We start from the raw sequence: 19,977 nt of genomic DNA, 5'->3' as shown, positions 1-19,977 counted from the left end.
AACCGAGTCTCAACCGAAGCGCAAGCGGTCGATACCGACGATGCGGTTGAACAGGAAATAGAAGATCGCCGTGAAGATCACGAGATAGGCCGAGAGCGCACCGGCAAGGCCCCAGTTGAGTTGCGTGTTGGTCTGTATCGCGATGAGCTGGCTGATCATCTCGTCGCCTGCGCCGCCGAGCAGCGCGGGCGTGATGTAGTAGCCGAGCGCGAGCACGAACACGAGGAAGCAGCCTGCTCCCACGCCCGGCAGCGTCTGCGGCATGTAGATCCGCACGAACGCGGTGAACGGGTGCGCACCAAGCGATTGCGCGGCCCGCACATACACGGGCGATACGCTCTTCATCACCGAATAGATCGCGAGAATCATGTAGGGCAAGAGCACATGCGTCATGCCGATGAGCACGCCCGCGCGGTTGAAGATGAGCGGCAGCGGATGCGTGGTGAGCCCGAGCCCCATCAGCAGGCTGTTGATGACGCCGCCCGGTTGCAGCAAAACGTACCACGCGGTCGTGCGCACGAGCACCGAGGTCCAGAACGGCACGATCACAAAGAGCATCAGGCGGTTGCTGCTTTTCGCGGGCAGGTTCGCGAGCAGCCATGCGACCGGATAGCCGAACACAAGGCACAGCAGCGTGACCGTGGCGCTAATCGAGATCGTGCGCACGAACGCCTGCCGATAGACGGAGGCGTTGTCCGGCACGAACGCCACTGAGCCTTGCGGTGTCACTTGCGCATCGACGGCCGCGAGCAGATAGTCCGGCGTCGGCGACGTGGCGGCGCGCTTCAGCAAGCGCCAGATCTCCGGCGAATTCCAGCGTGCGTCGAGTTCAATGAGCGCCGGTTTCCACACGGGCGGCGCATCGGCGGGCAACTGGCGCGCGGTGCGCATCAACAGGCTACGGAACTCGGCCTGATCGAAGTTCAGCCGCCGCGCGACCGTGCCGAGCTGCCCGTTTTGCTGCGCCTCCTTGAGCCCCGCAGCGAGCAGGGCGAACATGCGCTCGTCGGGCACGCCGCGCCCGTCCCATGCAACGAGCGCGCGCGTGAGCGCGGGCATGCTGTCGGGCACTTCGTGATTCTGCACGCTGCGCGCGAGCAGGAGCGCGATCGGCGCGATGAACGTCGAAAGCAGAAACACGATCAGCGGCAGCGCGAGCAAAAGCGCCTGCACCGATGCACGGCGGCGCGCCTTTTGAAACGACGCGCGGCCGTCGGCTCTCGTCGGAGAGCCCGGGGCCGTGGCTCGGGCCGAAGCGGGCATGTGGGTAGTCAAGTTGGGCTCTCGTCGGACGGTGGTGTTACTGCGTGAGCCACACCTGGAAGCGCTTATTGATCTGGTCCGCGTTGTCGGCCCAGAAGTTCGCGTTGATCTGCAAGGCGCGCTTGAAGTTCTCGGGTGCGGTCGGCAGATCGGCGAGGCGTTGCTTGTCGACCAGCGCGATCGCGTCCTTGCGCGGCGGTGCGTACGCGATGTACTTCGACAAATCCGCATACGCCTTCGGTTGCGAAGCGGAGACGATGAATTTCGCGGCGGCGTCGGCGTGCTTCGCGCCCGTCGGAACGGCCCACCAGTCGAAGTCGTAAACCTGCGCGTCCCAGACGGTCTTGAACGGCTTGTTGTCCTTCTTCGCGGCGTCGGAAATACGGCCGTTGTAGGCCTGCGTCATCACGACCGCGCCGTCCGCGAGCAGCTGCGGCGCCTGCGCGCCCGACTCCCACCACACGATGTTCGGCTTGATCGTGTCGAGCTTCTTGAACGCGCGATCCACACCGGCGGGCGTAGCGAGCACTTTGTAGACATCTTTCGGATCGACGCCGTCCGCAATCAACGCCCATTCCATCGTGACCTTCGGCGACTTGCGCAGGCCGCGCTTGCCGGGGAATTTCTGCAGATCGAAGAAGTCGTTGACGGTGGTCGGAGCGGTCTTCAGCTTGCTCGTGTCGTATGCGTAGACCGTGGACCAGACCATGCTCGCAACCGCGCAATCGCTGATCGTGCCGGGGATGAAGTCACTCGTCTTGCCGAGCGTCTTCTTGTCGAACTTCTGCAGCAGGCCTTCGTCGCAGGCCGTGATTGCATCGTTCGTTTCGAGGTCGATCAGGTCCCACGTGGTGTTCTTCGCCTGCTCCATCGCGGAGAGCTTCGCGAGACCTCCGTCATACGATTCGGTCGAGAAACCGATGCCGGTGGCTTGCGTGAACGGTTCGAAATAGGCTTTCTTGGCCGCCGCTTCGTATGCACCGCCGAAGGTCACGACGGAGAGCGTCTCCGCTGCCTGGCTGGTCATGGCGGCGAAGGCGAGTGCTGCGAGTGCGACGCTTTGTGTTTTGATGAGAGTGCGCATTTTAGTTGGCTCCTGCAGGTGCGGTCGTGATGATGGAAGGTGAGAGCGGGGTGGATGCCTGGATCACGGGCGCGCTGCGCGGCGCGCTCATTGCGAGAATCTTGCAGTCGTCGTGGCGCCATGCGATCTCGATCGCGCTGCCCGGCGAAGGCAGCGCATGGCGCTGCGTATTGGGCACTTTCACGACGAAGGAGTCGCGCGACCCGAGCGCAAGGTGCACGCGATGATGATCGCCGCAATACACCAGTTCCTCGACGCGTGCGTGCACCACGTTGCTGTGTTCGTCGACCTGCGTGCCGGCGGCGCTCGGGATATGCGCGCGTTCGGGGCGCAGCGCGAGCATCGCTTCGTCGCCCGCATGCAGGCCGGGTTCGCAACGGCCACGAATGACGCTGCCGTCTGAGAGCGCGAGCGTCGCCCATTCTTCGCCGGCAGTGACGACGCGCCCGGTCAGCCCGTTGTTCTCGCCGACGAAGTTCGCGACGAAGGCGTTCTGCGCGTTCTCGTAGAGTTCGCTGGGCGTGGCGGCTTGCTGAATACGGCCATCGGAGAACACGGCGACGCGGTCCGACATCGTCAGCGCTTCGGCCTGATCGTGCGTCACGTAGACGATCGTGAGCGACAGCTCGCGATGCAGGCGCATGATTTCGTATTGCATGGTTTCGCGCAGGCGCTTGTCGAGCGCGCCGAGCGGCTCGTCCATCAGCACGACGCTTGGCTCGAATACGAGCGCGCGCGCGAGCGCCACGCGCTGCTGCTGTCCGCCGGAGAGCTGCGCGGGGCGCCGGTTCGCCAGATGCGGCAGCTCGATCATCTCGAGCGCGCGCTTCACGCGCGTTTTCTGCTCGGCGCGGCTCACGCGACGCACGGAGAGTGGAAATGCGACGTTCTCCGCAATCGTCAGATGTGGAAAGAGCGCGTAGTTCTGAAACACCATGCCGATGTCACGCTGATGCGGCGGCTTGTCGTCGAGCCGCCGTCCGTCAAGACGTATCTCGCCGCGCGTGGGCGATTCGAATCCCGCCAGCATCATGAGCGTCGTCGTCTTGCCCGAACCGGACGGACCCAGCAGCGACAGGAATTCTCCCTTGCGCACGTCGAGGTTCAAGTCATCGACGACGTATTGAGCGCCGTCGTACGATTTGCTCACGCCCGAGAACGAAATGAAGGAAGGGTTTGACATCGTGATCGCGTCCTGTCGATGGTGCGTCGTAATCAATGCGTGCCGGGCTGCGTCGCGGCGATTTTGCTGGCGACATAGCGCGCGAAGTCATAGTTGGGGCGTTCGAGAGGGCTCAAGTGACCGGGCTTCGCGAGTGGCGCGTGCACGCCGCGAAAGACGGCTTCCACGCCGCGTTTGTCTTCCGCGTTCACTTCGTCGAGCAGCTTCTTTAGCGTCGTCATGTGCGCGTTGGCTTCGGGATCGGCGATGAACTCCGGCGCAAGTCCGCCGCCGAAGCGGATATGCACGCGCTCCACGCCTTGAGGCTGCAGCACGAGATACCAGAAGTAACCCGGCGTAAGCGTGACGAGATGCGTCGGATAGATCGCGAGCAGCGCCGTGGTTTTGCGCCAATGTCCCGTGAGGCGCGCGTTGTCCGGATGCGCGTTGCCGATGGGCAAGGACGCTTCCTTCGTGATCCAGTGATAGTTGAAGGCCGGATAGCCGGGCGGGCATTCCATCTCCTCGAGACGAGAATGCGGTCCTACCGTCGCGCGATGCAGCATCGGCAGGTGGTAGCTTTCCATGAAGTTTTCCGCGAGGATCTTCCAGTTCGTGTCCCACACGTGCTCTTCATAGAAAGTTTCGATGTAGTCCGCCATGCCGTACGCACCGACGAGCTCGCTCAGTTCGGCGAGCTGCGCATGAACGGGCGGCGCGTTTTCGTCGAGGGTCACGTAGATCCAGCCTTGCCATTCTTCGCAGCGCACGGCGGGCAGTTTGTAGCTTTCCTTGCAGAAGCCCTCTTGCCGATCCATGAGCGGTGCGCCTTGCAGTGCGCCGTCCAGAGAATAGTTCCAGGCGTGATATGGGCAGACGATGCGACGCACGTTGCCGCGTCCTTCGAGCAGTACCGACATGCGGTGCAGGCACACGTTCGACATCGCCTTGAGCTGCATCTGTTCGTCGCGCAATACGACGATCGGTTGCGCTCCGATCCGCGCCGTCATGTAATCGCCGGGCACTTTGAGCGCACTCGCGCGGCCGACGCATTGCCATTCACGCTCGAAGATAGCGCGCTCTTCCAGCGTGAGGAATTCGGGCGACGTATAGACACCGGGCGGCATCGCGTGCGCATCGCTGAACGGCCGTTCGCAACCCGTCTGCAGTTCGTCGACAAGCGCTTGCACTGCGATCGTCCTTGCCGGGTTGCTCATGGTCTCCCCCTCGATTCGTCACGGTAAAAGCGCGGCGACGTAAGGCTTTGCGGCGTGGCGCTCAACATGGACACCAATCTATCAAGCCAAATTGCAAGCCAAAATATTGTTTTCAGATACAAAGCAAAGCTTTTGCCTATGCAGTGCGTGCACGTTTAAAGCAAACGAACACGCTTTCCTATCATGCATCGATATGCAACCGCCGAATATAGGTTTCGCAGAACGACGCGAAGCGATGCACTACCTGGCGCGGCTTCATTGTGCGCGATTGCGCGATGCCGAGTGTCGTTGCGTTGACGTTGTCTTTGAAGCGCTTAATGACGAACTCTTCCCCATCGACAGTGCGAGTCGATTTGAGCGGAAAGTTCAGGAGGCTATAGCCGAGACCGTTGGCCACCATGCCGCGCACGACCTCCGGCTGTGATGAACGGAACGCGGGCACAGGACGGCTACCCACCGCGTCGAAGAGTGCGGCGAAGTACTCGCGGCTGTGCGGCAGGTCGAGCATCACGTACGGCTCGGGCAGGAGGTCTGCGAGCGATATCTTGCGCGCGCGTGCCAGACGATGCGTCCTCGGCAGGATCGCATAAGGCGGCAACGAGAGCAGCGGCGTGAAGGCGATTTCCTCGGTCAAGTCGAGGCTGTAGGTGAGGGCGATGTCGAGCGAGCCGTCGTGCAGGCCGCGCAAGAGGCCATCCTGATGCGCCTCGACCGTGCGAAACGAGATGCCGGCGTTCTCGCCCGTGAATCGGCTGATCAGGCCCGGCATGAGCGGCGGCGCAAGCGAGACGAGGCAGCCGAGCGTGATGGCGCCTGTCATGCCGCCGTCCATTTCCTTCGCGGTGGTCTGCAATTCCTCCGCGAACTTCAGAAGATTGCGCGCTTGCCCCAGCAGATCGCGGCCGGCTTGCGTGAGCGAGAGGCCGCTCGCGTGATGCCGTATGAAGAGTTGCACGCCGAACGACACTTCGAGATCCGCGAGCGCCGTCGAGATGGACGGCTGTGAGATGTGCAGACGCTTGGCGGCGGCGGTGAAGGACAAGGCTTCTGCCGTGACCACGAAATAACGCAACTGGCGCAACGAGTAGCGCAACGGTTGACTCTCCATCGACGAGGCTCCGTGTTCAAGGTCTCCAATGGGCGGCATTGTGAAGCGGTCAAAAAGGCCTGCATAGGTAAATCCGATGCCATGCATTTTTTAAATATATTTTTCAAATTCTGAAGGGGCGCGTAGATTTTCACGCAGACGAACGGACCAGGCGGCAACGCGCCGTCGAAAACACTACCGGGTCCGCAACGATCGCAAGCGCTGAAAGGCCGCGACGCCGCGATCGAATCGAAACATTCCGCCTTTTCAGAAGGACACAGCCATGACAGTGGAAACAACGTCAATCGACACGCTCGTAGTCGGCGCCGGTCAGGCCGGCGTCGCCATGAGCGAACATTTGAGCAAGCTTGGCGTGCCGCATCTCGTGCTGGAACGCGCTCGTATCGCGGAGCGCTGGCGCACGGGACGCTGGGATTCGCTGGTTGCCAATGGCCCCGCGTGGCACGATCGTTTCCCCAATCTCGAGTTCGCGGACTTCGACCCCGACGCGTTCGCTTCGAAGGAGCAGGTCGCGGACTATTTCGTCGCTTACGCGAAAAAGTTTGAAGCACCGATCCGCACCGGCGTGGACGTGAAGAAGGTCGTGCGCAATGCGGGGCGGCAGGGCTTCACCATCGAAACGTCGGAAGGCACGATCGAGGCCAATCGCGTGGTGGTCGCAACCGGGCCTTTCCAGCGGCCCGTCATTCCGCCGATCGCGCCGCAAGATCCGAAACTTACGCAGATTCATTCCGCCGACTATCGCAATCCGAATCAATTGCCCGAAGGGGGCGTGTTGGTGGTGGGTGCGGGATCGTCGGGCGTGCAGATCGCGGACGAGTTGCAGCGGGCGGGCAAGCGCGTCTATCTGTCGGTCGGCGCGCACGATCGTCCGCCGCGCGCCTATCGCGGTCGCGACTTCTGCTGGTGGCTCGGCGTGCTCGGCGAATGGGATGCGGAGGTCATGAAGCCGGGCAGGGAGCACGTCACGATTGCAGTGAGCGGTTCGCGTGGTGGCCATACGGTGGACTTCCGGCGTCTCGCGAATCAGGGCATCACGCTCGTGGGTCTGACGAAATCATTCGATGGCGGCGTAGTGACCTTCGAAGCGGATCTCGCGGCGAACATCGCGCGCGGCGACGAGAACTATCTGTCGCTGCTGGACGCGGCCGACGCGTATGCCGAGCGCAACGGTCTCGAGCTTCCCGAAGAACCCGAAGCCCGCGTCATTCCCGCGGATCCGGAATGCGTGACCCACCCGTTGCACGATCTCGATCTGGCGAAAGCCGGTGTGACGTCGATTGTCTGGGCGACCGGGTATGCAGTCGATTTCAGCTGGTTGAACGTCAACGCTTTCGATGAAACGGGTAAGCCGAAACATCAGCGCGGCGTATCGAAGGAGCCTGGCATCTATTTCCTCGGTCTGCCCTGGCTATCGCGCCGCGGCTCCGCATTCATCTGGGGCGTGTGGCACGACGCGAAACACATCGCCGATCACATCGTCACACAGCGTAAATACCTGGCTTATTACGATGATGAGCAACGCGAGGCGCACGGCCGCCGCGAGAACAGCGTTGCAAGCGTTGAAAACACATCCGCCGATTCACGCGTCCACAAAGTCAGCGAGATGGGTGTGAATTGATGCATACGCCTCTCTGATCCGCAATCCATTTCTTCCTAACATTAAGGTGCATTGATGAGCCAACCTACGCATACCCGTATCCGTATGTTCAATACGAAAGATACGTATCCGAACCAGACGCTCGACAACGATTTGTGCCAGGCCGTGCGCGCCGGCAACACGGTCTACGTGCGCGGTCAGGTGGGCACGGATTTCGAAGGCCGCCTGGTCGGCATCGGCGATCCGCGTGCCCAGGCCGAGCAAGCGATGAAGAACGTCAAGCAATTGCTGGAAGAAGCGGGCAGCGACCTGTCGCACATCGTCAAGACGACGACATTCCTGACCGACATCCGTTACCGCGAGCCGGTCTATCAGGAAGTCGGCAAGTGGCTGAAGGGCGTGTTTCCCATTTCGACCGGTCTGGTGGTGGTCGCGTTGGGTCAGCCGCAGTGGTTGATGGAGATCGACGTTATCGCGGTCATTCCAGATGGATGGACGTCACCGAAGGCCTAAGGAGCGGGACATGACATTCTCTATCGTCGGACGTTGCCCGGAATCGGGGCAGCTTGGAATCGCGATCAGTTCGTCCAGCATCGCGGTGGGCGCTCGCTGCCCGTGGCTGCGCGCAGGCGTGGGCGCGGTGGCGACGCAGAACGTCACGCTGCCCGCGCTAGGGCCGCAGATTCTCGACCTTCTGGAAAACGGGCAACTCGATCCCGCCGCGGCATTGGACCGCGTGCTCGGCGCGAGCGAGTGGAGCGAGTACCGCCAGGTGACGGTGATCGATGGCGAGGGTCGCACGGCGTTCTTCAGCGGCAAGGAAGCGCTGGGCACGTATCACGCTGTCGCCGGCAAGCAGTGCGTAGCCGCAGGCAACATGCTCGCCGCCATCGAAGTGATCGAGGCCATGCTGCCGGCGTTCGAGCAGGCATCCGGCACGCTTGCCGATCGCCTGCTCGCGGCCATGCATGCTGCGATAGCTGCCGGCGGCGAAGCGGGGCCCGTGCATTCGGCGGCGCTCAAGATCGTGGGCGACGTGAGCTGGCCGATCGTCGATTTGCGGGTCGATTGGGCGGACGACGACCCCATCGGCCAGCTCGACGGTCTGTGGCAGGCCTATCGCCCGCAGATGCAGGACTACTTGACGCGGGCGTTGAATCCAACCGCCGCGCCCAGCTACGGAGTGCCCGGCAATGAATGACAGATCCAGCCGCGCGCTGCTCGAACGGCTGATCGGCTTCGCCACGGTCAGCCGGGATTCCAATCTGGACATGATCGAATTCATTCGGCTGTACCTGGAGGAACTCGGCGTCGAGAGCGAGCTGTTCTACAACGCCGAGCGAACCAAGGCGAATCTGTTCGCCACCATCGGTCCGCGTGAGGGCGGCGGCATCGTGCTGTCCGGCCATACCGACGTGGTGCCCGTCGATGGCCAGGCTTGGACCGTCGATCCATTCCGTCTCACCGAGCGCGACGGGCGGCTGTATGGCCGTGGCACGGCCGATATGAAGGGCTTTATCGCTTCGGTGCTGGCGGCGGTGCCCGGGTTTATCGAGCGCGAGTTGAAGTTGCCGGTGCACCTCGCTTTTTCGTACGACGAGGAAGTCGGATGCCTCGGCGTGCGGCCGCTGTTGGCGGACTTGGAGCAGCGTGACCACAAGCCGGCCCTGTGCCTGATCGGCGAGCCGACCGAGCTTAAGCCGGTGCTGGGCCATAAGGGCAAGCTGGCGATGCGCTGTCAGGTGAAAGGCGCGCCTTGCCATTCAGCTTATGCGCCGTATGGAGTCAACGCCATTCAATACGCGGCGCGGATGATCGGCCGTCTGGAAGAGATCGGCGAGCAACTGGCGCAGCCCGAGCATCACGACGAGCGATTCGATCCACCGTTCTCGACCGTGCAGACGGGCGTGATCAAAGGCGGCCGTGCGCTCAACATCGTGCCGGCCGAATGCGAATTCGACTTCGAAGTGCGTGCGCTGCCTGGCTTCGACGCAAACCAGGTAGCCGACGAGTTGCAGACTTACGCCGAGGCAGAGCTATTGCCGAAGATGCGCGCCGTGAAGTCCGACACCGACATCCGGCTTCAGCCGCTCTCCGCATATCCGGGGTTGGCCACATCTCCGGATAGCGAAGCGGCACGTCTTTTGGCGCTGCTCAGCGGCTCCATGGAGTTCGGCACGGTCGCATTCGGCACCGAGGGCGGGCTCTTCGATCAGGCGGGCATTCCAACAGTGGTCTGCGGACCCGGCAGCATGGACCAAGGGCATAAGCCGGACGAATTCGTCACCGTCGAGCAATTGCGCGATTGCGATGCGATGCTGGGTCGGCTGGCGGACTACGCTTCGGCTGCGGCCTGAGACGTAGACATCGCGGACGCTGCCGCGGCGGCACGTCGCTCAAATAGAGAGGCGACTCTCAAGTACTTTCGAATGCCAGGCATGGCGATTCGGTAGACCGAACACGCCTGATCACGTAAGGGACGGGAATAAGCGCTCAAGCGCTAACTCCCGTCGACACAGGAGACGAACTTGAATACTTCGGAAAGCAATGCCTCGGCGTTGATCGAAAAACACACCATCGGTTATGTGCCGCCCGAGGATCGCCATGGCAAGGTGCGCGATCTGTTCACGCTTTGGTTCGGCGGCAACATCGCGCCATTGCCCATCGTCACGGGCGCGCTCGGCGTGCAGATCTTCCACTTGAATTTGCTGTGGGGCATCGTGGCGATCGTCGTCGGTCAGGCCGTCGGCGGCGTGCTGATGGCGTTGCATTCGGCGCAGGGCCCGCAAATGGGCATCCCGCAGATGATTCAGAGCCGCGCGCAGTTCGGTTCATGGGGCGCGCTGCTGGTCACCGTGATCGCAGGCGTGATGTACGTGGGCTTCTTCGCGTCCAATATCGTGCTCGCCGGGAAGTCTCTTCATGGCATTGAAAACGGCATCCCGGTTCCTGTTGGCATCGTGATCGGCGCGTTGGGATCAGGGCTGATTGGAATCATCGGTTACCGGATCATCCATATCCTGAACCGGATCGGAACCTGGGTGCTCGGAATCGGCATTTTCATCGGATTCGGCTATATCCTCACGCATATCGCCACGGACGATTTTCTGACGCGCGGCGGATTCAACATCGCCGGCTGGCTCGCCACCGTTTCGCTATCGGCGCTCTGGCAGATCGCTTTTGCCCCGTACGTCTCAGACTATTCGCGCTATCTGCCGGAGAACGTGCGCGTCGCATCGACGTTCTGGGCGACCTACCTCGGCTGTACGATCGGCTCGACACTCGCGTTTGCCTTCGGCGCCGTAGCCGTACTCGCGGTGCCGCCCGGCGCCGACGCGATGGACGCCGTCAAGCTGGCCACCGGACCGCTCGGACTGCCGATGCTCGTCCTCTTCCTGCTGAGCGTGATCAGCCATAACGCGCTAAACCTTTACGGCGCGGTCCTCGCAGCCATCACGTCCTTGCAGACCTTCGCCTATCGCTGGATTCCCACGGCGAAAGCGCGGGCCGTGCTGTCGATCGCGATTCTCCTCGCATGCTGCTATGGCGCGATCGGCGCGTCGACGAATTTCGTCGGCAATCTGGTCGATCTCGTGCTCGCGCTGCTGGTCGTGCTGGTGCCGTGGACCGCGATCAATCTGATCGACTTCTATGTGATCCACAAAGGCAAATACGACATCCAGTCGATCTTCCAGGTGGACGGCGGCATCTACGGCCGCTTCAATCCACAGGCGCTGATTGCCTATGGAATCGGCATCGTCGTGCAGATTCCGTTCATGAACACGCCGATGTACGCGGGTCCCGTGCCGAAGTATCTCGATGGCGCGGATCTCTCGTGGGTTATCGGACTGCTTCTGACGTCGCCGCTGTATTACTGGCTCGCGTCGCGGGACACCCACTATCGGCGCAGACAAGCGGGTGCCAGTGTCGCGCGTCACCCGGCGGGACAGTCATAACCGTTGAGGTGCCTCCGCATCGGCGCGGCGATGCGGGTGATCGATGGAGGCACCGTCATAGCAGCCGCAAGCCGCCGTCGCATTCGATGACCGCGCCCGTCATGAAGGTGTTCTCCATCAGAAACTGCAGCGCGTGCGCGACGTCTTGCGCATCGCCGACACGTCGCACCGGCAGGGTTTCGGCCTGCTGACGAAAAAGGTCCTCTTTGACGCTGCCGGGAAATCTGTCCCACCAGGCGGTATCGACCACGCCGGGCGACACGGCATTGACGCGCAACGGCGCCAGTTCGCGCGCGAGCGTCCCGATCATGCTTTCGAGCGCGCCGTTGATCGCGCCCAATCCGGCAGTGCCCGGATTGGCGATGCGCGCGGAAATCGCAGTCACGAACGTCAAACTGCCGTCGCGGCGCAGGGCCGCGAGACCAGCTTGGACCGCTTCCAGCTGCGGCCAGAACTTTGCCTCGAAGCCGCGGCGCAAGGATGTCAAATCGAGTTCCTTGAACGGGCCAGCGCCCTCGCCGCCGGAGAGCGTCAGCACCAGATGATCGATGCCACCCAGGCGGCCGAAGAAACCGTCGAGCGCGGCGCGGTCGGTGCAGTCGAGTGCATTGCCGGTGACAGTCCCACGTCCTTCGAGGCCAGCGAGCGCCTCATCCAGTTTGGCCTGGCCGCGGCCAACTGCCACGACATGCGCACCGGCTTCCTTCAGCCGAGACACCGTCGCTAGTCCAATGCCGGACGAACCACCCAACACGACGACTTTCTGATTCTGCCAATCCATGTCGCTGTTCCTGTCGATGATAGGAGGCACGGGCCGATGTGCCCTCACATCGCCTTGCAGCGCACCTCCTTGGCGCTAGAATGCGTGTCAGGCTCATATCATTCAAATCGTTTGTGACGATGACCGACATCATTGAGAATGATTTCAGGCGTTTCGACCTGAACTTGCTGCTGGCCTTTCGCGCGCTGTTGGAGGAACGCAGCGTCACGCGTGCCGCTCAGCGACTCTTCCTTGGCCAGCCGGCGATGAGTGGCGCGCTGAAGCGTCTTCGGGAGGCGTTCGGCGACGAACTGTTCGTGCGTACTCCGCACGGCATTACGCCGACGCCCCGCGCGCTCGAACTGGCGCGGCAGGTCGAGCCCTTCCTCCAATCGCTGCACCAGGCGCTCACGCAACCGCCGGCGTTCGATCCGGCACAGGCTCAGCGCGTGTTTCGCATTGGCTTGAGCGATTCGCTCGAGGTCCTGCTGATGCCGGAGATCATGGGGCGCCTGGCCAGCAAGGCGCCGGGCGTGAAACTGATCGCCTGCTCTACAGACTCGACGCGCGCGGCGGCGATGCTCGACGAGGGCGCGATCGAACTGGCGGTCGGCGTGTTCCCGGAGTGCGTGCAGTGGCAGCGGCGCCGCCCGCTGTTTCAGTGGCGCTTCGTGAGCGTCTACAATCCGCGCCTCGTCAAGACGCGCCGCAAGCGTCTGTCAATGGATGAGTTCCTGCGGCACCGGCATGTGCTCACCTCGTTCAGCGCCGGCCTGCAAGGCTTTATAGACGAGCAGCTGGCCATGCAGGGTCTCAATCGTGACGTGGTGTTCTCCAGCTCGAATTTCGCGACTAGCCCGTTTATCGTGCGGCACACGCCGGCGATCGCCACGGTGCCGGATTTCATCGGTCGCGTCTGGCGCGACACATTGGATCTGGCGATGAGTCCATTGCCATTCGACGTGCCCGGCTATGAAGTCGCGCTGATGTGGGCTGCGTCCAGGGATCAGGATCCGGGACTCGCGTGGCTGGCAGCGGAGTTCATAGACGCGTTCGTTGTAAGCGAAAGAAGATCGCCCCGTCCTTGAAGACAGGCCAGAATGCTCATCACCGAGCGCCATGTCAGACATGGCACCGCTCGATTCCTGCTGTCCTCGCTGCACCAGAAAAAAGTCAATCCAACCAGCAAAAAAAGTAGTTTGCGTCGAAATCACACGCAAACCTACGATGCCTACATGTGCTAAGTCGCCAGGGCGGCACTGGCAAGAACTCCGGCAATGATGGCTTGATCTGCTGAATATCCTCTCCACGAACCCAGGCGTGGCGAATGGGGCAGCCACGTCCATGACACCGCGACTAGCCATGCGCTTTACCCATAAGGATTGATGGAGACAGATATGAATACCGCCTTGTCCAACGCTACCGTGGAAGCTTCGATCCCGTTCACGCGTGAACAGAAAAAAGCGATTGCTGCCGCGACTCTGGGCACTATCGTCGAGTTTGCCGACTGGATCATCTATGCAACATTCGCCTCGCTGTTTTCCCGCCATTTCTTCCCGGCCCACAATGAAAAGATATCGCTGCTCTCTGCCTTCGCCGTATTTGCAGTCGGATTCGTCATGCGGCCAATCGGTGGTGCTGTTCTAGGCGCTTATGCAGATCGTCACGGACGAAAGAATGGTCTTGCTCTCTCAGTCGCATTGATGGCCGGGAGTTCCCTCGTGATTGCAGTGTGTCCGGGATACGCGGCAATCGGAATGATGGCGCCGATTATTCTTGTTGTCGCACGGCTGGTGCAGGGATTCGCAGCCGGTGGGGAATTCGGCTCCGCGTCCACTTTTCTCATAGAGTCCTCCGCGCCCTCGCGACGCGGATTTACCGGCTCGTGGCAACACTTTGCGGTGAACGCTGGCGTCCTTGTCGCGGCGATGATCGGCTACGTGCTGACATCCTGTATCAGCGAACAAAGCATGGCAAGTTGGGGCTGGCGGCTTGCATTCGCGATTGCCGGTCTGATGGGTTTCGTGGCTCTGTGGGTGCGTCTATCCGTTTCAGAAACCGAAGCTTTCAAGAAAACAGCCGGTAGCCATCAACATCGCCGACATCCATTTCTGGTCCTGGTGGGCGAACATCGCCGCGCCGCGTTGCGCGTGATTGGTATCGCCATGGCAGGGAACTTGTCTGTTTATCTCTGGCTCGTCCTGTTCCCAACTTTCGCCCACATGCGGACGGGTCTGCCGCTGCGTGACGGCTTCAGCGCCAGCGTCATCTCAATCGTGGTTTCACTCGTTGCGATTCCATTTTTTGGAAAGCTCTCTGACCGAATTGGCCGCAGGCCTGTTCTGCTCGCGTTTTGCCGGCGGTTCCGCAGTCTTCGCGTGGCCGAGTCTCCATTTTCTCGCGAATGATTTCTGGACGGACACGGTCATTGTGACGATTGGCATGTTGCTCTCGTCAGGCTTTACCGCTACCTGCGCAGCGGTGATGGCCGAGCAGTTTCCGGCGGAGATCCGCGCGACCGGCGTCGCCTTGCCTTACGCGATCTCAGCGACGCTGTTTGGCGGAACGCTTCCGTACATCGTGACAGCCATGTCGAACGCGGGCTTCTCGGATTACATATGGGTCTACATCGCGGTGGTTTGCGCAGTCGGATTCTGCGTATACGCCGTGATGCCCGAGACGAAAGGAAAGGTGCTGGATTGATGTAGGTAATGCGGGTGCCTCGGAGTGAGTGCCTCCCGGAACATTCTTGGAATTGATGGAGAAAGAAATGCGTAAGGTCGTTATTGGCGGTATCGGTATGACGCACTTTGGTAAATTTATCGAGCGGAATCTGAAGTCACTGTCGGAGGAAGCAGTCGGCCTCGCGCTCAAGGACGCTCGCGTTACGGTCAACGACGTAGACCGGATTTATTTCGGCAACGCGGCAGCAGGCGTTGTTACCGGTCAGGAGATGATTCGCGCGCAATCGTCGCTTCGCAATACCGGGCTCGATGGCAAGCCGATGTATAACGTCGAGAATGCCTGTGCCTCCGGCAGTTCAGCCCTTAATCTGGCGTGGCTCTCGGTCGCTTCCGGACAATCCGAAACGGCGCTGGTGGTCGGTACGGAGAAACTCACTCACGAAGATAAGGCCGTCTCGTTCGGTGCATTCGCGAAGGCCGTCGATCTAGAGGAACCGCTGCCTGAAGGCGTGACAGCCGGAACCGGCTCGCTCTTCATGGATCTTTATGCCGCCAAGGCTCGCAAATGGATGGAAAAGACTGGTGCAGAGGCGAGCGACTTCGCGCGGGTCGTGGTGAAGAGCCGTCGCGCCGGTTCCCTTAACCCGGTCGCGCAATTCCGCAAGGAAACGACAATCGAAGAAGTCCTGGAGAGCCGGATGGTCAGCAATCCGCTCACTCTGTTCATGTGCTCCTCGATTGGCGATGGCGCAGCCGCGCTCTTCATTTGTTCGGAAGATTACGCGAAGAAGCACGATATTCGTCCTGTCTACATTTGCGCAAGTTCGATCGTATCCGCGAAAGCCGATGGGTCGGGTGATCTCGTTGCGGTACGAGCGGCGAGAGCGGCATACGAAGAAGCGGGAATCGGGCCGTCCGATGTTCACGTGGTCGAACTTCACGACGCCTCCGCGCCGGCCGAACTGATCCACTACGAAAATCTCGGCCTCTGTCCTCCGGGCGATGCAGCCAAACTAATCCGTTCGGGTGACACCGACATCGGTGGTCGCATCTCCGTCAACCCGAGCGGCGGCCTTCTTTCCCGTGGTCATCCGGTTGGGGCGACAGGTGTCGCGCAAATTGTCGAATTGACCCAGCAACTGCGGGGAATGGCGGGCGCTCGTCAGCGTCCGGGTGCCAAAGTGGCACTCGCCGAGAACAATGGTGGTCAACTGGCGGGTGATTCGGCCGTCGCTCTCGTAACCATCCTCTCGACTTGATCTCAAGACGTGCTGCACCGCACGTCGTCGCTCCGATAGGATGGCGGTGCGGGCAGTCAGAGTGGCGGACAGATCAGGTCTGCCCGCCACCCACCGAGAGAAGCCACTCGCGGAAAGCCGTAAATTCGGGCGACGAGATGCGGCTCTTGGGATAGACAAGATAGTACGTGAACGCGCCTTCATCGAGAACGAAGGAGAACGGCATCACGAGACGGCCGGAATCCAGATCTTCTGTTATCAGAACACGCTGCGCTATTGCGACGCCATGCCCTTGCGTGGCCGCGAAATACGCAAGGATCGAACTCTCATAACTCAGACCGCCGAGCGGATTGACGCCTTGCACGCCCGCGGCATCGAGCCACTTTGCCCAATCTTCCCGGCGCGCGAGCGAGTGAAGCAAAGGTACTGTGCGTAGCGCCTCCGGCGTCGCGTCCGTCAGGTCCGGATGAGCATGCAGGAATTCCGGGCTGCAGACAGGGACGAGCTCGTTCGGCACAAGCCGATCAAAACCGATGTCGGATGACGGCGCGTGGGACAACCGTATCGCAGCGTCCACATCGTCGGTGTTGAAATCGACCGCGTGAAGCGACGTTGTGAGAATCACTTCAATATCCGGGTGCTGAAGATGAAACGACGAAAGGCGAGGAATGAGCCAATTCCTCGAAAATGTCGTGTATGCGCGGATCTTGAGGTGCCGCCTGCGGCGACTCTCGGTCAGATTGACGGTCGCAGTGCGCATCGCCTCGAAGGCGCGCGCGATGTCCACGAGATAGCGCTCGCCCATCGGCGTTAGCGTTATCGACCGATGTCCCCGGTCAAACAGCGTCACGCCGAGCTGATCTTCGAGCAGCTTGATGTGGCGGCTAACGGCGGCGGGCGTGACATGCAATTCCTCCGCGGCCAGTTGGACGCTGAGGAGCCGACCCGCGGCTTCGAAAGCTCGCAGAGCGTTGAGAGACGGAAGCGTTCGCATGACGAAATGTTACCACGTACCTACGGTGGTCGATTCGCCGAACTCTCCGTTGCGACGGCTGCGCGGCATCGACACGCTGGTCGCTGTGGCAGCAAAAAAGCGCCTACATGACGCAGGAGATGGAAGTATGGAAGGAGTTGCGAACGGTGCGACAGACTTCTCCGCCCGAGCTTAGAAGAAAGCCGTGATTGGCACCGCGAATTCCGGCTGTGTCGCGTGGATTCGCGGGCCGGCCAACCGTTGTTGACTTCATTCGCTGGCGCGGCGCGAGGAGTGGGCGAAGTAGCTGCTTCAGCTCGATTCGGTCGCTGAATCAGAGGACATTGGAACGGCGACAGGTCGACGCCGATCCGGCCTCAAACGATCGATTTTTTCGCGGACAGACTCCGAAGTACTTCCAACGCGCTGCGCTCCACCCAGTTGTGTCTTAGCAGACCGTCTTCACCAACATTCAAGACGGCAGTTCCCGTCATGTCGATCGGCGACCCGCACGATTCAGAACCCATGAAACCCTTGTTTTTGCCCGTGACACGCCAGCGAGTCACCACTCGGTCGCCCGTCTCGTTCTGGAATGTTTCGATGACATTGAATTCAAAGTCGTCAATGCTTGACAGGAATGCTGCCACCCACTTTTTGAACGCTTCGCGCGATCTGATATCCACACCGCCGGACGTCACGGTGAAGTCTTCCGAAACCAGATGGTCCGCAGCGTTCGGATTACGCAGCTGCCATACTTCACGCCAGAATTTCTCGGCGATCTGAACTGAATCTCGCTTTGCCATTTCAACTCTCGTGCGTATTGGTGATAGGTATTTCGTTTGTTGACTCATGCTTTTCAGTGAACTGCACCATCACGGGTTCAAGGCGGCTAGGAACGGTACGAACTTTTGCTGGCGTGCGGGACAGCCTATAGGGCATTTTTATGAGCGGCCAGAATGCCCCCTCATTGTCCCGGCCGACACTCAATATATCCGCCAGAAAATCCGCGTCGTCCATTAGCTCGTCCATGCGGACTACAGGCACGGCTGCAATGCCCAGTGACTCAAGCTTTGCTATCAGGAGGTCGCGAGTCATCGCCTCACAGTGAGCGCCTGGTGCCTGGCTACGAACCACTTCGATTTCCACGGAATTCGTTGCCTCGGCCGAGACGTATCCGTCCGAACAGGCAATGGTCATGCTTTTCGAAACAGGATTGCCGGCAGCGATTAGACAGCTCCACGCCGCCACGTCCTGCATGGATATCTCTACGAACCTCCCGCTTCCTTCCGACGGTCCAACGAGTTCGGCGACTATCGCAAACAAGGCCGCCTGGCCGCCGAGAATGTCGGCTGCCGATGCGCCCGCTTTCACGGGAGAGCCGTCACCATCGCGTGTGAGGTCCATGAGGCCGCTCATCGCCTGGATGACCGTATCAAACGCAGGTCGCGTCGGATAAGCGGACTCAATTCCAAATCCCGAGATCGAACAGTAGATCAGCGCCGGATTGATCTCTTTCAAAGAGGATCGGTCCAGGCCAAGTTTGGCTAGCGCGCCCGGACGAAGGTTTTCGACGAGGACATCACTTGTGGCGAGCAACGCTTCGAGGTAGCGCAGGTGAGATGCCTGCTTCAGATCCAGCGAGATGCTCTTCTTGTCGGTGTTGTTGAGGGCAAAGAAATAGCTCAACCCGTCTTGTCCCGGAGACCAGTTTCTCGCAACTTCTCCCTCCAGCGGCTCAACCTTGATCACCTCGGCACCGAGCGCCGCAAGATGTTTTCCGACGAGAGGCGCGGTTGTGTATTGCCCGATCTCGATCACCCGGACGCCCGTCAACGCGCCGGTTGGATTTGGGCCTTGTCGCGCCTCTAATCCTGCAACGTAACCGGCAGATTTCGCAGTCAATCGTCGCGGAGTTTCAGGCGCATTGCCGTGAAACTCGCTATCGTTCATCAGAGGGAATGTCCGGAACGGCGTAACCGCAGCATACGTGTGCTTCCCGATTTCACCCGCCAAAATCTGTGCGGCGGCCACTGGATGCCGCAGCTTGAAATTCGGCTCTTCATGGAGCAACGAAATGGGTACGATAGGCCCCGCTGCCACGCCGATTTTCTCGCACAGGGCGCAGCACTGATCGGTAGTCAACTCGGAAGACCAGGCCTCGATAAACGGATCAAGTGAATCTACGTTGCGGACCCTTTCATTCAAGGTCGCGAAGCGAATGTCGTCGAGTGCCGGTTGATTGATTGCGATCTTCAGTTTTCGCCACTGGTCTTCGGTGCTGGTACAAATCAGGATCCAACCGTCGAGTGTCCGATACGCGTTCCACGGGGCGCACGCCGGGTGCCGGTTCCCGACACGTTCAACGCTGCTGCGGGTGAACGCTTTCGGCAGAAAGGTGGTCAGTGCGCTGCTCGCGCAGGCGAATAGGGAAACGTCGATGTTCTGTGCGAATCCTTGCACACGAAGGACTCGCGATGCCGCCGCTATGGCCGCCGCAGCGTATAACGCTGCGGAGATTTCGGTGAACGGGATACCGATACTCACCGGTTCTCCGCTTTCAAAGCCCGTCGTGTCCATCAGGCCCGTGATCGCCTGGATTTGCCCATCTGTCCAACGGCCTGCAAACCTCGCACTCTGGGGGCCCGTAGCGCATATGTCGCAGACGATGAGCTTGCCAGACACCTTCAAGCTCGATATCTCCGCCCACGCTGCAAAACTGGCCGTATCAGACGAGACGATCACCACGTCGTACCCTGAGAACGACTGAGTTGAGTCAGGGTCTGCAACATGCACTTGCGCGCCCGCGTGTCCAAGCAGACTCGCACTCAATTCAACTGCACTGCGTGAGCCCCACGCGAGAATTCGCATTCCGTCCAACATTCCAGTCTCCCAAACGTCCGGTGTCTATCCATTGACCGATGACAGATTGATC

18 protein-coding genes are annotated in these 19,977 nt (G+C 60.8%); 9 read left to right on the top strand and 9 right to left on the bottom strand.

Features of this window, described 5'->3' with window-relative positions; translation table 11 throughout:
* Positions 1-9: 9 nt before the first annotated feature.
* The 5 genes from B0G74_RS30240 to B0G74_RS30220 all read right to left on the bottom strand — a co-directional run bounded on the left by B0G74_RS30240 (position 10) and on the right by B0G74_RS30220 (position 5,834).
* Entirely contained in the window at positions 10-1,263 is a 1,254-nt protein-coding gene (locus tag B0G74_RS30240; protein ID WP_132379510.1) for an ABC transporter permease, read from the bottom strand.
* Between the two features lie 37 nt (positions 1,264-1,300).
* Positions 1,301-2,347, bottom strand: a complete 1,047-nt coding sequence (locus B0G74_RS30235) for an ABC transporter substrate-binding protein (protein WP_132379102.1) — start codon at positions 2,345-2,347, stop codon at positions 1,301-1,303.
* A gap of 1 nt (position 2,348) precedes the next feature.
* Positions 2,349-3,530 (bottom strand): ABC transporter ATP-binding protein, encoded by a 1,182-nt coding sequence (locus tag B0G74_RS30230; protein ID WP_132379100.1) that lies wholly within the window; start codon positions 3,528-3,530, stop codon positions 2,349-2,351.
* A 32-nt stretch (positions 3,531-3,562) separates the two neighbouring features.
* Entirely contained in the window at positions 3,563-4,726 is a 1,164-nt protein-coding gene (locus B0G74_RS30225; RefSeq protein WP_132379098.1) for an SRPBCC family protein, read from the bottom strand.
* A 181-nt stretch (positions 4,727-4,907) separates the two neighbouring features.
* Positions 4,908-5,834, bottom strand: a complete 927-nt coding sequence (locus B0G74_RS30220) for a LysR family transcriptional regulator (protein WP_132379096.1) — start codon at positions 5,832-5,834, stop codon at positions 4,908-4,910.
* A gap of 262 nt (positions 5,835-6,096) precedes the next feature.
* Between B0G74_RS30220 and B0G74_RS30215 the strand changes: the two genes are divergently transcribed.
* The 5 genes from B0G74_RS30215 to B0G74_RS30195 all read left to right on the top strand — a co-directional run bounded on the left by B0G74_RS30215 (position 6,097) and on the right by B0G74_RS30195 (position 11,390).
* A complete protein-coding gene (locus tag B0G74_RS30215; protein ID WP_132379094.1) occupies positions 6,097-7,455 on the top strand; it encodes an NAD(P)/FAD-dependent oxidoreductase in 1,359 nt (452 codons plus the stop codon).
* A gap of 54 nt (positions 7,456-7,509) precedes the next feature.
* Positions 7,510-7,947 (top strand): RidA family protein, encoded by a 438-nt coding sequence (locus tag B0G74_RS30210; protein WP_132379092.1) that lies wholly within the window; start codon positions 7,510-7,512, stop codon positions 7,945-7,947.
* 10 nt (positions 7,948-7,957) lie between these two features.
* Entirely contained in the window at positions 7,958-8,635 is a 678-nt protein-coding gene (locus B0G74_RS30205) for a DUF1028 domain-containing protein (protein ID WP_132379090.1), read from the top strand.
* Positions 8,628-9,791 (top strand): acetylornithine deacetylase, encoded by a 1,164-nt coding sequence (argE, locus tag B0G74_RS30200; protein WP_132379088.1) that lies wholly within the window; start codon positions 8,628-8,630, stop codon positions 9,789-9,791. Before B0G74_RS30205 ends, argE begins: the two co-directional genes overlap by 8 nt.
* Positions 9,792-9,962: 171 nt before the next feature.
* The gene (locus B0G74_RS30195; RefSeq protein WP_132379086.1) at positions 9,963-11,390 is read left to right on the top strand and encodes a cytosine permease; all 1,428 of its coding nucleotides are present in this window, start codon (positions 9,963-9,965) and stop codon (positions 11,388-11,390) included.
* Between the two features lie 55 nt (positions 11,391-11,445).
* Here the strand turns inward: B0G74_RS30195 and B0G74_RS30190 are convergent, their stop codons facing one another.
* On the bottom strand, positions 11,446-12,171 hold the full coding sequence (locus B0G74_RS30190) for an SDR family oxidoreductase (protein ID WP_132379084.1): 726 nt from the start codon (positions 12,169-12,171) through the stop codon (positions 11,446-11,448).
* Positions 12,172-12,290: 119 nt separating this feature from the next.
* Here B0G74_RS30190 and B0G74_RS30185 point away from each other — a divergent pair, with 119 nt between their 5' ends.
* The 4 genes from B0G74_RS30185 to B0G74_RS30175 all read left to right on the top strand — a co-directional run bounded on the left by B0G74_RS30185 (position 12,291) and on the right by B0G74_RS30175 (position 16,093).
* Positions 12,291-13,238, top strand: a complete 948-nt coding sequence (locus B0G74_RS30185) for a LysR family transcriptional regulator (protein ID WP_132379082.1) — start codon at positions 12,291-12,293, stop codon at positions 13,236-13,238.
* 309 nt (positions 13,239-13,547) lie between these two features.
* Complete coding sequence (locus tag B0G74_RS30180; protein ID WP_243658351.1) at positions 13,548-14,558, top strand: MFS transporter; 1,011 nt, start codon at positions 13,548-13,550, stop codon at positions 14,556-14,558.
* Positions 14,440-14,853 (top strand): MFS transporter, encoded by a 414-nt coding sequence (locus B0G74_RS47685; protein WP_347814522.1) that lies wholly within the window; start codon positions 14,440-14,442, stop codon positions 14,851-14,853. The genes B0G74_RS30180 and B0G74_RS47685 overlap by 119 nt, the downstream gene beginning before the upstream one ends.
* A 67-nt stretch (positions 14,854-14,920) precedes the next feature.
* Complete coding sequence (locus B0G74_RS30175) at positions 14,921-16,093, top strand: thiolase family protein (protein ID WP_132379508.1); 1,173 nt, start codon at positions 14,921-14,923, stop codon at positions 16,091-16,093.
* 73 nt (positions 16,094-16,166) lie between these two features.
* Here B0G74_RS30175 and gcvA read toward each other — a convergent pair whose 3' ends face one another.
* The 3 genes from gcvA to B0G74_RS30160 form a co-directional block, all read right to left on the bottom strand.
* Positions 16,167-17,066: a transcriptional regulator GcvA gene (gene gcvA, locus B0G74_RS30170; protein ID WP_132379080.1), complete on the bottom strand. Its 900-nt coding sequence runs from the start codon at positions 17,064-17,066 to the stop codon at positions 16,167-16,169.
* Between the two features lie 356 nt (positions 17,067-17,422).
* Complete coding sequence (locus tag B0G74_RS30165; RefSeq protein ID WP_132379078.1) at positions 17,423-17,848, bottom strand: ester cyclase; 426 nt, start codon at positions 17,846-17,848, stop codon at positions 17,423-17,425.
* A gap of 1 nt (position 17,849) precedes the next feature.
* Positions 17,850-19,925, bottom strand: coding sequence for a CoA transferase (locus B0G74_RS30160; RefSeq protein WP_132379076.1), 2,076 nt, complete (start codon positions 19,923-19,925; stop codon positions 17,850-17,852).
* Between the last annotated feature and the right edge of the window lie 52 nt (positions 19,926-19,977).

Source organism: Paraburkholderia sp. BL9I2N2 (genome assembly GCF_004339745.1).
Classification (GTDB): Bacteria; Pseudomonadota; Gammaproteobacteria; order Burkholderiales; family Burkholderiaceae; genus Paraburkholderia.
This window is presented reverse-complemented; position numbering and strand designations above follow the sequence as displayed.

What these genes read in the sequence shown, in the direction of transcription:
- B0G74_RS30240 (WP_132379510.1), bottom strand. Translation starts at nt 1,263, where the DNA reads ATGCCCGCTTCGGCCCGAGCCACGGCCCCGGGCTCTCCGACGAGAGCC.
- B0G74_RS30235 (WP_132379102.1), bottom strand. Translation starts at nt 2,347, where the DNA reads ATGCGCACTCTCATCAAAACACAAAGCGTCGCACTCGCAGCACTCGCC.
- B0G74_RS30230 (WP_132379100.1), bottom strand. Translation starts at nt 3,530, where the DNA reads ATGTCAAACCCTTCCTTCATTTCGTTCTCGGGCGTGAGCAAATCGTAC.
- B0G74_RS30225 (WP_132379098.1), bottom strand. Translation starts at nt 4,726, where the DNA reads ATGAGCAACCCGGCAAGGACGATCGCAGTGCAAGCGCTTGTCGACGAA.
- B0G74_RS30220 (WP_132379096.1), bottom strand. Translation starts at nt 5,834, where the DNA reads ATGGAGAGTCAACCGTTGCGCTACTCGTTGCGCCAGTTGCGTTATTTC.
- B0G74_RS30215 (WP_132379094.1), top strand. Translation starts at nt 6,097, where the DNA reads ATGACAGTGGAAACAACGTCAATCGACACGCTCGTAGTCGGCGCCGGT.
- B0G74_RS30210 (WP_132379092.1), top strand. Translation starts at nt 7,510, where the DNA reads ATGAGCCAACCTACGCATACCCGTATCCGTATGTTCAATACGAAAGAT.
- B0G74_RS30205 (WP_132379090.1), top strand. Translation starts at nt 7,958, where the DNA reads ATGACATTCTCTATCGTCGGACGTTGCCCGGAATCGGGGCAGCTTGGA.
- argE (WP_132379088.1), top strand. Translation starts at nt 8,628, where the DNA reads ATGAATGACAGATCCAGCCGCGCGCTGCTCGAACGGCTGATCGGCTTC.
- B0G74_RS30190 (WP_132379084.1), bottom strand. Translation starts at nt 12,171, where the DNA reads ATGGATTGGCAGAATCAGAAAGTCGTCGTGTTGGGTGGTTCGTCCGGC.
- B0G74_RS30185 (WP_132379082.1), top strand. Translation starts at nt 12,291, where the DNA reads ATGACCGACATCATTGAGAATGATTTCAGGCGTTTCGACCTGAACTTG.
- B0G74_RS30180 (WP_243658351.1), top strand. Translation starts at nt 13,548, where the DNA reads ATGAATACCGCCTTGTCCAACGCTACCGTGGAAGCTTCGATCCCGTTC.
- B0G74_RS30175 (WP_132379508.1), top strand. Translation starts at nt 14,921, where the DNA reads ATGCGTAAGGTCGTTATTGGCGGTATCGGTATGACGCACTTTGGTAAA.
- gcvA (WP_132379080.1), bottom strand. Translation starts at nt 17,066, where the DNA reads ATGCGAACGCTTCCGTCTCTCAACGCTCTGCGAGCTTTCGAAGCCGCG.
- B0G74_RS30165 (WP_132379078.1), bottom strand. Translation starts at nt 17,848, where the DNA reads ATGGCAAAGCGAGATTCAGTTCAGATCGCCGAGAAATTCTGGCGTGAA.
- B0G74_RS30160 (WP_132379076.1), bottom strand. Translation starts at nt 19,925, where the DNA reads ATGTTGGACGGAATGCGAATTCTCGCGTGGGGCTCACGCAGTGCAGTT.